12 protein-coding genes are annotated in these 12,756 nt (G+C 55.6%); 11 read left to right on the plus strand and 1 reads right to left on the minus strand.

Translation table 11 applies throughout. The features are described 5' to 3' along the window. Positions 1-341: 341 nt before the first annotated feature. Together IE156_RS14920 and IE156_RS14925 are read left to right on the plus strand one after the other, a co-directional pair. Positions 342-2,426, plus strand: a complete 2,085-nt coding sequence (locus IE156_RS14920; protein ID WP_189393345.1) for a PhoX family protein — start codon at positions 342-344, stop codon at positions 2,424-2,426. Between the two features lie 303 nt (positions 2,427-2,729). After that, positions 2,730-3,947 (plus strand): FliC/FljB family flagellin, encoded by a 1,218-nt coding sequence (locus tag IE156_RS14925; protein ID WP_189393347.1) that lies wholly within the window; start codon positions 2,730-2,732, stop codon positions 3,945-3,947. A gap of 182 nt (positions 3,948-4,129) precedes the next feature. On the opposite strand, the gene IE156_RS14930 is transcribed toward IE156_RS14925, so the two are convergent. Further along, the gene (locus IE156_RS14930; protein WP_189393349.1) at positions 4,130-4,891 is read right to left on the minus strand and encodes an RNA polymerase sigma factor FliA; all 762 of its coding nucleotides are present in this window, start codon (positions 4,889-4,891) and stop codon (positions 4,130-4,132) included. 241 nt (positions 4,892-5,132) lie between these two features. On the opposite strand from IE156_RS14930, the gene IE156_RS14935 reads away from it, so the two are divergent. The 9 genes from IE156_RS14935 (at position 5,133) to fliG (ending at position 12,703) form a co-directional block, all read left to right on the plus strand. Beyond that, on the plus strand, positions 5,133-5,534 hold the full coding sequence (locus IE156_RS14935) for a flagellar protein FlaG (RefSeq protein WP_189393350.1): 402 nt from the start codon (positions 5,133-5,135) through the stop codon (positions 5,532-5,534). A gap of 89 nt (positions 5,535-5,623) precedes the next feature. Continuing rightward, entirely contained in the window at positions 5,624-7,012 is a 1,389-nt protein-coding gene (gene fliD / locus IE156_RS14940) for a flagellar filament capping protein FliD (RefSeq protein WP_189393352.1), read from the plus strand. A gap of 6 nt (positions 7,013-7,018) precedes the next feature. Beyond that, complete coding sequence (gene fliS / locus IE156_RS14945) at positions 7,019-7,450, plus strand: flagellar export chaperone FliS (RefSeq protein ID WP_189393353.1); 432 nt, start codon at positions 7,019-7,021, stop codon at positions 7,448-7,450. Between the two features lie 78 nt (positions 7,451-7,528). After that, positions 7,529-7,864: a flagellar protein FliT gene (locus tag IE156_RS14950; protein ID WP_189393354.1), complete on the plus strand. Its 336-nt coding sequence runs from the start codon at positions 7,529-7,531 to the stop codon at positions 7,862-7,864. Continuing rightward, positions 7,861-9,075, plus strand: a complete 1,215-nt coding sequence (locus tag IE156_RS14955; protein ID WP_189393355.1) for a flagellar hook-length control protein FliK — start codon at positions 7,861-7,863, stop codon at positions 9,073-9,075. The genes IE156_RS14950 and IE156_RS14955 overlap by 4 nt, the downstream gene beginning before the upstream one ends. Next, positions 9,065-9,385, plus strand: a complete 321-nt coding sequence (locus IE156_RS14960; protein WP_189393357.1) for an EscU/YscU/HrcU family type III secretion system export apparatus switch protein — start codon at positions 9,065-9,067, stop codon at positions 9,383-9,385. The genes IE156_RS14955 and IE156_RS14960 overlap by 11 nt, the downstream gene beginning before the upstream one ends. Before the next feature lie 142 nt (positions 9,386-9,527). Next, complete coding sequence (gene fliE / locus IE156_RS14965; protein WP_189393359.1) at positions 9,528-9,863, plus strand: flagellar hook-basal body complex protein FliE; 336 nt, start codon at positions 9,528-9,530, stop codon at positions 9,861-9,863. Between the two features lie 109 nt (positions 9,864-9,972). Beyond that, positions 9,973-11,706, plus strand: coding sequence for a flagellar basal-body MS-ring/collar protein FliF (fliF, locus tag IE156_RS14970; protein ID WP_189393360.1), 1,734 nt, complete (start codon positions 9,973-9,975; stop codon positions 11,704-11,706). Continuing rightward, the gene (gene fliG / locus IE156_RS14975; RefSeq protein WP_189393537.1) at positions 11,693-12,703 is read left to right on the plus strand and encodes a flagellar motor switch protein FliG; all 1,011 of its coding nucleotides are present in this window, start codon (positions 11,693-11,695) and stop codon (positions 12,701-12,703) included. The genes fliF and fliG overlap by 14 nt, the downstream gene beginning before the upstream one ends. The last annotated feature ends 53 nt before the right edge of the window (positions 12,704-12,756 follow it).

Consider the following 12,756-nt stretch of genomic DNA (forward strand, 5'->3'; position numbering starts at 1 on the left):
AGTGCTTGTGTACTAAATAGATAGGAAATGGATGGCCCCGACTTCGAGCAATAAATCTAAATAATGTACGGGGCTGTACATAAAACAAATCAAATATCCTAACAATAGCGAATGCGCGACTTTCCTTAATCAAAAACAAAGCCATCCTTGGCTCGCATCAGACGCAGAAAAAGACGCCCACCGCGCCTTCTTACGACGCGCGCTCCGCTTGAAACAGCACGTCCTGTTGCTCTTCAAAAAACCAGGCTGTGGCTCATTCAGGTGTTTGTCATAGACCTTTCACTTTGACCCTCTAGCATGAGCGCTACCCCCACAACCCAGCCTTGGTGCTAATCATCATTATGAGCAAACACATCTCCGACAAGACTGTGCGCAACCACAGTCAGAACAAGCCCTTCAGTGAAGTACTGGAAATCAGCCTGTCTCGCCGCGCGATGATGCGCGGTGGTCTGGCAGCCGCTCTGGCCACCATGAGCAGTTTTGGCCTGGCGGGCTGTGATAGCAGCAGTACGGGTGGCCACACCCCTGCTAACGACGGCGGCACAACCCCCAATCCCGATCCGGAACCACCTGCAAGCGTCAAGCTGGGTTTTGAGTCCCTGCCCACTTCCATGACAGATGGCTGTGTTGTGCCCCAAGGCTACATTGCCCATGTGCTTGCCCCATGGGGTACGCCGATCAATGACAACGCCCTGCCCTGGGATCAGAACGGCAATAACAGCTCCAACGATTTGCTCAACTCCATGGGCATGCACCATGACGGCATGCACTTCTTCCCTCTGGAAGGCAGCTCCACTGAGGGCCTGCTGGCCGTCAACCACGAATACATTGACGAAAAAGCGCTGCACCCAAAGGGCCCGACTGTGGTGAATGGCAAGCGCCCTGCCGAGGAAGTACGCAAAGAAATCAATGCCCACGGCGTAGCCATCATCCACATCCGCCGCACAAACGGCCGCTGGGATATCGTCCAGAATTCGCGCTACAACCGCCGTTTCACCTCGGCCACCGCCATGAAGCTGGCTGGCCCGGTTGGCGGCACAGATTGGACCAAGACTCCTTTCTCGCCCAACGGCACCCAAGTGCGCGGCACCAATAACAACTGCGGTAATGGCACCACTCCCTGGGGCACCTACATCACGGCTGAAGAGAACTGGGCCGCCTGCTTTGTGAACACAGGCACACGTCCTGCCCACCAGCAGCGGGTAGGCGTATCGGCAGGCCCAACCGGCCGTTACCTCTGGGAAACCGCTGCCCAAGACCCGTCCGAAGTGCTGGGCGAGTTCACGCGTTTTAACGTAACTGAAACGGGTGCCAGCGCTACTGAGGACTGGCGCAACGAGGTCAATGGTTTTGGCTACCTGGTCGAGATCGACCCTTACGACCCCAGCAGCATTGCCACCAAACGCACATCCATGGGCCGTTTCGCCCACGAAGGCTGCGCCTACAGTAAGCCTGAAGCCGGCATACCCCTGGCCTTTTACAGTGGTGACGATTCGCGCTTTGAATACGTTTACCGTTTCGTGTCGGCAGCCAATTGGGACCCGAAAGATGCAGAGCGCACTGACCGCCTGGCCGTTGGAGCCAAGTATCTGGACAAAGGCACCTTGTACGTGGCCCGCTTTAACGAAGATGGCTCGGGTGAATGGCTGGCATTGACCGGCAGCACGGCTGGTAAAAACGGTCGCACCCTGGCTGACGAGTTCGGTAGCCTGGATGCCATCCTGATCAACACCCGCGGTGCCGCCGACTTTGTGGGCGCCACTCCGATGGATCGTCCCGAGTGGACCGCCACCCACCCCAGCAACGGTGACATCTACCTGACGCTGACCAATAACACCAGCCGCAACGCCTCCACAGGGACCAACGCGGCCAACCCCCGTCTGAACAACGTCAACGGCCACATCATCCGCTGGCACGATGAGCCCGGCTCCAACAAGTTCAAGTGGGATATTTTTGTATTTGGTTCGGACTCGGGTGCCGATGCCGACACCAACCGCTCGGGCTTGACCGACCTTAACCAGCTGGCCAGCCCGGACGGCCTGGGTTTCGACAGCCGTGGCATCCTGTGGATTCAGACAGACAACGGCATCGACGGAGGACGTAAGAACAACGTAGCCCGCGCAACCAACGACCAGATGCTGGCCGTTATTCCTGGCTCGCTGGCCGACAGCAGCGGCACCGGCCCGGCCATCAATGCCAATAACCAGGCAGATCTGCGCCGCTTCTTCGTAGGGCCGAACGAAGCCGAAATCACCGGCTTTTCCATGACGCCGGACCACACCAGCCTGTTCCTGAACATTCAGCACCCCGTGAACTGGCCCGCTTATGACACGCATGACGCCACGGTCGTCAGCATGAACACGGTACGCCCGCGTTCCTCAACCGTTGTGATTCAACGTGCGGATGGCAAGCCTATCGCGGTGTAAACCATAGCGGATTCGCGGTTTGAATCCGCGTGGCTAAGGTTTAAAGGAACGGGGCCGTCAAAAGATGGCCCCGTTTTCTTTTGCTGTTTGAAGCCGCATCCATCAAGGCTTAAAGACTAAGGGTAGAAAATTTTCTCTACAGCCCCCTAAAGAGTTTTTTGCCCCATCCGTTAATGCTGGTGTACAGGAAGAACGCAGCGCGTCGAATACGCGACTACCCCTTGCGGGGCGAGCAGAAAGTCAGCGCTTTCCTGGGCAAAGGGCGAAACGGTTTCGCCGCTCTACTCAACATTGGGAGTTACCATGGCTGTTATCAACACCAATTACCTAGCTCAGGTTTCGCAGAACAACCTGAACAAATCTCAGAACTCGCTGGGCACCGCTATTGAGCGCCTGTCCTCCGGCCTGCGTATCAACAGCGCTAAAGACGACGCCGCCGGTCAGGCTATTGCCAACCGCTTTACTGCTAACGTTAATGGCCTGACACAAGCTGCTCGTAACGCGAACGACGGCATCTCTTTGGCTCAGACCACTGAAGGCGCGTTGAACGAAATCAACGAAAACTTACAGCGTATTCGTACACTAACGGTTCAGGCTTCCACTGGCTCTAACTCCGCCTCTGATATTGACTCGATTCAGGAAGAAGTGAACTTGCGTCTGGCTGAAATTGATCGCATTGCTGGTCAAACGAATTTTAACGGCATCAAAGTCTTGGAAAACAAGACTGAGGGTGCTGAGTTGAAAATTCAAGTGGGTGCACAAGATAACGAAACCATTACCATCAAAATTGGTGGCAACGAGAGCTGGAGTTTGCTGAACGAGTCAGGCTCCGTTCCAACAGCAAAAGTAAATGGCGAATCTCGGACCGTAGCCGCGAAAGGTTTTGATGTTTTGTCATTTACAACTGATGCGGACAGCCAAAAAGTTGCAACTACTGCTGCTAAACAGAAAGTAGCCACTGATGCAGCAAATACCGCATCTGGTTTTTCAGCAACTATTCCTGTGGCGGGTACTGTTGCTGAAAAAATGACATCTATCACAACTAACGATGTTACTAGTTACTATGCAGTTGTAACTCATACAGCTACTACAGGTGGCGCAGCGACTGATAAGGCTTATCAGGTCACTTTTGATGCCGATGGTAATGCCCAATTAGGTGCAGAAGTGACAGATACAACAGTTGTTGCTGCAGCTAAAGCAGCAACAACTCTTACCGCTACTGCTAATGTAAACGTCGGCACAGGTGCCTCCAATGCGTTGACCAAACTAGACGCAGCATTGAATGCAGTTGATAAAGAGCGTAGTAACTTGGGTGCGATTCAAAACCGCTTTCAGTCCACTATTGCTAACCTGAACAACACAGTAAACAACTTGTCCGCAGCGCGCTCACGCATCGAAGATGCAGACTACGCTGTTGAAGTATCCAACATGACGCGTGCGCAGATTCTGCAACAAGCTGGTACTTCTGTATTGGCACAAGCTAACCAAGTTCCACAAACTGTTCTGTCGTTGCTGCGTTAATTTTAACGACAGCAAAGCTGACCAGATGGGCAACCTAGGTTGCCCAACAGTAAAAAGCCTCCAAGAAATCTTGGAGGCTTTTTGTGTATTCGGCCGAAGCTGACTCGCTTCACTCTTTAGGATTTTCTTTCCCATTAACCTATTGGCACGCTCAAGCCACATATTAAAATTCAGCACGCTCGCTACAACAAAACCTGAAACTCTGCGCAATCGGAGATGGCGTCCCACTGGTCTTTCGCCAAACTGGCACGAATACGGGCCACGGCCTGGCTACGCAGTTGGGACACGCGCCCTTCGGTCACGCCCAGCACCAGGGCAATTTCTTTTTGGTTCAGGTCTTGCTCAAATTGCAGCGCGAACAGCAGTTTTTCACGCTCGGGCAGTTGGTCAATAGCGGTAATCAAGGCCTGACGAAGGCCTTGAGAAGTCAGCAGATTCAACGGGTTATCAAAGTAAGCCTGCTCTCGCGTGCTGTCTTCCAGGAACTCCAGCGCATCGGCTGAAGGGTCGGCATGGCGTTTCAGGTCTTCATAGTGAATGACTTGCACTCCGACGGCTTCATCCAGCAGCTCGTAGTAATCATCCATGCTCAAAGACAGTGCTTCGGCAATTTCCGGCTCGCTGGGCTCGCGCAGCAACTTCTGACGCAAGGTGCTGACAGCCACTTCAATCTGACGCGCTTTGCTGCGCACGCTGCGTGGCAGCCAGTCCTGGCTACGTAGCTCGTCCAGCATCGCGCCACGGATTCGCGTGACGGCGTAGGTCTCGAACTGGGCCTCGGCCACGACTTGGTAGCGGCGCACGGCATCGAGCAAGCCCATCATGCCGGCCTGCATCAGATCATCCAACTCGACACTGGGAGGCAGGCGCGACACGAGCTGGAGCGCTTGGCGGCGCACCAATGGGGCGTACTGCTCAACCAGGACGTCTTCTGAACGAGGCATGGACAGGCACGAATCCGGACAATAACGATTGAGCTATTTTGCCTCCCAGTCCTGCCTAACAGTCCCCAAATCAAACAGTCTTTCGCCATCTTATTCAGGCTTTAAACCGACACAAGACGGGCAAAAACCAAAATATTTCCTAAAGATACACAGGAGAGTGCCGTAATTGGAACGATACAGGTGCCAAGCCCACCCATATTATGGAGCCGGCCTGCCACCAAGTCCCTTCTGGAGTGATGTCATGATCAGCTCAGTTTCATCTCAAACGACGGCCTTGGTGCCCCTGGCTTCCCCTGTGGAGCAAAATCCTGGCACCCCTATCCCGTCGGCGGCCACTACTGTGACCCCCATCAAGGAAAGCGGTACCGATACCCAGCTTCAGCAACGCTGGCCAGACAAGCGCGAACCCGCCCCCGGCATGGTCAACACGCTGGACGACACCCTGGACCAGATCAACAATTCCCTGCAAGCCTGGTCTACCGGCATTCGGTTCAATATGGATGACGACGCCCAGCGCCTAGTGGTGTCTATTGTGGACAATTCAACGGGCGAGGTGCTGCGCACGGTGCCTTCCGAGGCAGTCATCCAGATCGCCAAAATGATCGTTCAGTTACAGGGCAACGCGATCAGCGTGAAGGTATAAAAACCAAACTGGCATCGAAACTTCCCATTGACATGGGCTTTGCGCGCGGCACATTCGCGTCAAAATAGGACACTACAGGAGTATTTGATATGGCTATTTCTGCAATTGGCGTAGGTTCAGGCCTGAAGCTGGACGAACTGCTGGAAGATCTGCGCAAAACGGAAAAGAAGAGCCTTGCCGTCATTCAGAACCGTCAGGTTGCCAATACCAACAAGATTTCAGCCTACGGTCAGCTTAAAAGCGGCCTATCAGAGCTACAAGCTGCAGCCAAAAAACTAAATTCAAATGATGTTTTCGGTGCAGTCAAAGCCGTCTCTAACAGTGAAAACATCAAGGTTTCCGGCAGTGCCAAGGCAGCACCCGGCCAGTACGAAATCATGGTTGAAAACTTGGCTTCCCGGCAGACATTGACTGCACCGGCACAGACCACGCGCGATACAGCAATGGGGGAAGGTGGGAAGATTACCGTCACGCTGGAAAATGGCAAACATCATACCTTGGACATGAAGGACAAAGACACGTCCTTACAAGGCGTGATGAACGCTATCAATAGCGACGCTGAGCTGGGCATGAAAGCCACCATTATTAATACCGGCGACCCAGACGAGCCTTACCGTCTGCAGTTATCGGCCGCAGAAACGGGCAAGTCCGCTTCCATCACCTCGATCAAGGTTGAAAACAACAACGATTTGGGCGATCTGCTAGATTTTGACTCTAGCGATCCTGCTGCCAGCGGTTTTGAGCAGACTAAAGCGATCAACGCCAAACTGACAGTGAACGGCATTGAAATCAGCAGTGAAAGCAACACGCTGAAAGATACGATTGAGGGCTTGGAGATTACGTTAAATAAAGCGTCTTCTGAAACCATCAATATTGACGTCAGCAAAGACGATAGCAAGGCTGCCGAGGCTATCAAGGAATACGTTGCGGCTTACAACAAGTTCAATAAATCCATTCGCACTCTAACAGCCTACAACCCTGACCTGAAACAAGGCTCGGCCCTGACCGGTGACTCCCTGGCCCGGGAAGCCCAGAACGCGATGCGTGAAGCCACGATTGGCCATGTGAGCGGAGATGGCGAAATACGTACTCTGATCGGTCTTGGCATAAACCTAGACCCCAAAACCGGCGAGTTGAAGATTGATGACAAGAAACTAGACGCCGCCTTGAAAAACAATATGGCTGACGTCCAGAAAATGTTTGTCGGTGAACAGGCAATTGCTGGCCGTGTTCAGAAAGCAGCGGAAGATTTTGTCAAAAAAGGCGGACGTATCGATAAAGCCCAGGAAGGCGCTGAGAAAGTCGGCAAAAGCTTGCAGGACCAATACGACACCGCCGATAAGCGTATCGAAGAAAAAATGGAAGCCTACCGCAAGCAATTCGTACAGCTGGACGTCATGATCAACCGCATGCAAGGCACCAGCAACTACCTGACCCAGCAACTGTCCATGCTGGGAAATATGAACAATAGCAAGTAAACCCCTATGAGTTATCCTGCCCCATCCCGTCGTTTTGGCCAACAGTCGGTCCGAGCCTACGCACAAGTAGGCCTGGAAACCGAGGTGCTGAGCGCCAGCCCGGAACACCTGATTACCCTGTTATTTAACGGTGCTCGCACCGCCATGCTGCAAGCTCGCTTGCACATGGAACAGGGCAATATTGCCGGGCGGGGGCAGTCTATATCGAAGGCTATTGATATTGTCGATAGCGGCCTGAAAATGGCGGTCGATACCGAAAAGGGCGGAGAACTGGCTCGCAATCTGGTCGCAACCTACGACTTGATTTTGCACAACCTGATGCTGGCCAACCTTCGCAATGATGCGGAAAAGCTGACGCTGGCCGAGCGTTTGCTGACCGATATTGCCGATGCCTGGCGCAGCAATGTTGATACCCAACGTGCCAAGCAGCCAGCTTGACTCCGGGGCTCGCAGAACAGGTTCCGTACCTGAGCTGCACCTCCAACCTCCTTTGCGCCTTTAGCGCCTGGTACGAACATGAGCGATACCTCTAACCCGATCGTCGATCAATATCAAATTATCGCCAGCATCACCCGTCACATGCTGGAGCTTGCCCAAACGGCACGCTGGGAGGATGTGTTCGAGCAGTCCGAACACTACCAACTCGCCGTGGAACAGCTCAAAAATATGGAAGACCTGTCTGTGACTGAAAAACAGGCACGCCGTCAATTGCTGACCCAAATTTTGGAAGATGATGCCCAAATCCGTCATCTGGCCACCCCCGAACTGAGCCGCCTTGGCGCGCTGCTGGGCAATATGAAGCGCCAGCAAACGGTTCTGCAAGCGTATTACAGCCCTAGCATCCACCCATGAGCATAGGCGGCCCCTCTCCCCTGGGGACGCTGCTTATTCAGCGGCTTGATGCCGTTCTGGGTATCAGCACGTCGCAGCAAAGTAATATTGCGACCGGTGCCCGTCCGGATGCCATCAGCCAGACACCGGGCAGTCAGCGCCCTGAACGCGCTGAAAACCAGACAGCCCGCGATCAACGCCAAAGCGTGGACCAGGCGCGCGCCCACACCCAGGGCCGTGACAGCCGGAATCTGCGCACACAAAACGGTCAAACCTCGACCGATCCTACCTTAGACAGCCGAGGCCCCCAGACCGCCAGCACCAGCTCAGCGCCCACCACCCTGGGGCGCACGGCTCAGTTGATTCTGGCCTTGCTGGAACGTTTTCCGGATCGAGCTCCTGCCGTACAAGGGCGACAAGCCTTATTGCCTGGCCCCCTCAAAACCCAGATTGAAAGCAGCGAATCCACCCGCCCTGGCAGCGACGCCAATGCAGGTTCGCGCCCTGGCACAGGTCAAACAACGGCGAATACACTGCCACCCCTGGCACAGCAACGACTACCCTTACCGGGCGGCACAAGCACCACTGGCCCAGGCAGCCCTGCCGGTACCGCAGGCACAGCCGCCGGTAATACCCTGCCCACAGGGGGCACTGCCGCCCTTGCCCAGCATTTCACCCAGGCGCTACCCCAGGCTTTGCAACATAGCGGCTTGTTCTATGAGTCTCATTTAAGTGATCTGCACTTTGGGCAGCGCAGCGTGGGCGAGTTGCAGCAAGAACCGCAAAACCTGAATCGCCCGGCTACCGAACCGGCTACGACTACAAACAGCCCCAGTAACCAGCCAGCCGCGCAAGACCCGGCAAATAGCATGTTGGTGCGTCAGCAACTGGATACACTGGCTCACCAGAACCTGCAATGGCAAGGCCAGGCCTGGCCCGATGCGGATATGAACTGGTCCGTGCAACGTCACGAGGCCCAGTCAGCAGAAGACACGGAGCACTGGTCCAGCACCCTGCAACTAGACCTGCCTACCCTGGGCCCAATCACGCTTCGTCTGAATTTATTGAATCAGCAGTTGCTGGTACATATACAGGCCGATCAGTCGGCTCCTTATCTGGACGAAAACAGCTTGCCGCTGCGCGAACGTTTGCAGGATCAAGGCCTGGTCCTGAGCCAACTACAGATTGAGGCCGACCCGAGCTTGCCGCAGGACCTGACCAATGAGCCATGACGCCCCCACCCATCGCCCACAGGCACTGGCACTGCGTTACGACCCCAAAGAGGGGGCGCCACGCGTCGTCGCCAAAGGCTATGGCACGCTGGCTGAAAAAATTATCGATACAGCCCGCGAGCACGGGCTTTACGTACACGAGTCCCCAGAACTGGTCGGCCTGTTGATGCAAGTGGACCTGGACCGGCACATCCCCCCCCAGCTCTATCAAGCTGTCGCCGAGTTGCTGGCCTGGCTGTATGCGCTGGAACAAGGCCATCCCCAGGCCACACAAGCCTTGCAGGCTGTACACGACGCCTCCAAACCCTGAGCATCCCATTCATAAGGGCTGAAAAGCCCCTGTTTTTGGCGATAGATACCCTGCTTAGCCTGGCTCGCTAAACGTTACATTAAGCACGGCAAGCTGCCCGCACCTGTGCGCGTGGCCCATCCTGACTTTCTGGCAAGCGAATATGTCGATTTCCAATCTTTCCAGCGTTGAAAACCTTCTGGCCCAGATGCGCGCAGTCGCGCAGGCGGCAGGGGCTTCCAGCTCGGTATCCTCCTCGGCCAATGCAGCCGCTCCTGGCGGCTTTGCTGCCGAGTTGGCTCGTTCTTTGAACCGGGTATCCCAGGCACAGAACGCCGCCAGCACCCAAGCCCAGGCCTTTGAAATGGGCGAGCCTGGAATCTCTTTGAATGACGTGATGATTGACCTGCAAAAAGCCAGCGTTGGTTTTCAGGCCACCATCCAGGTACGCAACCGCTTAGTGGCCGCCTACCAAGAAATTGCCAGTATGCCGGTGTAAGCAGTCTGATCTTTTCATGCGCACCGCCCTTTTCCTTAATGCTGCCTGAGCACGTCCTGATTTGAACTCCCCTGATTCCATGCAGAACTCTGCCTCACCAAGGTCATCCATGAGTCAGACAGCACAGTTGCTGAACAAACTTCCTGGCTACGACACGATACGCGCCCTGCCCAAAGTGGCGCTGATCGGGCTGGGTGCCGCACTGATTGCCTTGATTGTCGCCCTCTTGATGTGGAGCCGTGGCCCTACGTTTCAGGTGCTGTTCTCCAATCTGGACGATCGCGACGGCGGTGCCATTGTCTCGGCCCTGGGCCAGATGAACGTGCCCTACCAGTTCAACAACACCGGCACCGCCATTCTGGTCCCCCAGGATCGTGTGCACGATGTGCGCATGCAAATGGCCTCGCAAGGTTTGCCGCGCAGTGGCAATGCCGGTTTCGAATTGCTGGATCAAAGCCGCTTTGGGGCCAGCCAGTTCACCGAACAGGTCACCTATCAACGCGCGTTGGAAGGAGAGCTGGCCAACTCCATCAAGGCCGTGCATTCGGTCAAGGAAGCCCGTGTTCACCTGGCCATGCCGCGTGAAACCCTGTTTGTGCGTGATCGCCAGTCTCCTACCGCCTCCGTCGTCTTGTCGCTATACCCCGGTCGTGACTTAAGCGAAGGCCAGGTCTCTGCCATCAGTTGGCTGATCTCCTCCAGCGTGCCCAATCTGAACGCCGACAAAGTGTCCATCATTGACCAGAATGGTCGTTTGCTGACGGCTCCGACTGGCGAGATGGGTGCTGACAATCAACAGCGCAATTTTGTAAATGACATTGAATACCGTGCCGTACAACGTATCTTGACCTTGCTGAACCCTTTGGTGGGTGCTGGGAATGTACGTGCCCAGGTAACCGCAGACGTGGATTTCTCGCGCCGCGAACATACCTCTGAAGTCTATAAACCGAATCAGCAGCCCGGCCAGGCCGCGGTACGCAGCCAGCAAAGCAGCTCGTCCTTGCAACGCAACCCGCAGCAGCCCCAAGGCGTCCCTGGTGCCTTGAGCAATCAGGTGCCTGCCAATGCCACCGCCAATCTGGTCAATCCGCCCGCCGCACCTAACCAGCCCCAGCAACCGACTGCGCCTGCCGTCGACCCGGCTGCTAACGGTGCCGCACAAACGGCCAACGCGGCCACAGCCGCAGTCAGCAACGACCCCTCTTTGGTATCCCTGGCCGAGCAAGCCCGTTTGCTGCAAAACACTGGCAATGCACGTAACGATTCCACCGTTAACTACGAAGTGGATCGCACCATCAGCCACGTGAAAGGTCCAATTGGACAGCTAAGCCGTCTGTCAGTGGCAGTGGTGGTGAACTACCGCAGTACCGATAAAGACAATCTGCCGCTGGACCAGGCAGAACTGGACAAGATCAGCGATCTGGTCAAACAAGCCGTCGGCTACTCAACTGAACGAGGCGATAGCCTGAGCGTGGTGAACGGTCAGTTCAACGAGCAAGGCGATGTTGATACCCCCTTCTGGAAAAATCCGGAATACCGCGAGCTCGCCATGGAACTGGTCAAGTATCTGGTCTTTGCATTCATCTTGTTCATGGCATGGCGCATTGTCATCAACCCCATCATCCAGGGCCTGATCCAGGCCAAGGGGGTGGCTGATGCCCGCGTTGAGCGCCAGAAAGAAGATGCCGCTCGTGAGCATGCCGCTGAACAGCGCGCCGCTGAAATGAGCCGCTACGAAGAGAATCTGAACACAGCCCGCACGATGGCTCATGATGACCCACGCGCAGTGGCTATGGTGCTGCGCTCCTGGTTGAACAAAGATGAAAAAAATGCAAACGGCTAAACCAGACGACTCCATCGAACGCAGTGCTATTTTGATGATGTCCTTGGGGGAAGATGCCGCCGCCGAGGTGTTTCGTCACCTCTCGCCACGTGAAGTACAGCAGCTCAGTACCGCGATGGCATCCTTAAAGCAACTGACCCGCGCCGATATGGACGGGGCGCTCGAGAGCTTTCGTCAGGAAGCCGATCAATTCATGGCAGTGGCCCTGGATTCGAACGCCTATATCCGCTCGGTCCTGACCAAGGCCCTGGGCTCGGACCGTGCCGCTGGCCTGATCGAGGACCTGCTGGAAAACGGCGAAGGTGCCAGCAGTGGTATTGATGCCCTGAACTGGTTGGATGCGTCCAGTGTGGCCGAGCTGATTGCCGACGAGCACCCACAGATTATTGCCACCATTCTGGTGCACTTGGAGCGTGACCGCGCGGCCGATATCCTAGGCCACATTCCCGAGCGCTTGCGCGACGATGTGGTCTTGCGTATTGCCACCTTTGGCGGCGTACAGCCCACGGCGCTGAACGAGCTGACTGAAGTGCTGAACGGCATGCTGTCTGGTCAGGGTGCCAAGCGCAGCAAGATGGGTGGCCCGCGTACGGCAGCAGAAATGCTGAACTACATGAATGCCAGCCTGGAAGAGTCTGTCCTGACCAGCCTGCGCAGTATGGATGCCGACCTGACCCAGCGCATCGTGGACGAAATGTTCGTGTTCGAGAACCTGGCCGATGTGGAAGACATTGCCATCCAGCTGCTGCTCAAGGAAATCGAAACCTCTGCACTGACCATCGCCCTGAAAGGCGCGCCCGAAGAGTTGCGCGAAAAGTTCTTCCGCAATATGTCCAACCGTGCTGCCGAAATGCTGCGCGAGGACATCGATGCGCAAGGTCCGATCCGTATGTCCAAGGTGGAGCAGGAACAGAAGGCGATCGTGCAAGTGGCCCGTCGTCTGGCCGAAGCCGGCCAGATTACGTTGGGCGGCCTGAGTGGGGACGAGTATGTCTAATACGGCCTCCTTGGAGCCGTCCTTGCCCCTTCGCGCCATTCGCAAACCCGCAA

The organism is Alcaligenes pakistanensis (assembly GCF_014652815.1).
Classification (GTDB): domain Bacteria; phylum Pseudomonadota; class Gammaproteobacteria; order Burkholderiales; family Burkholderiaceae_B; genus Alcaligenes; species Alcaligenes pakistanensis.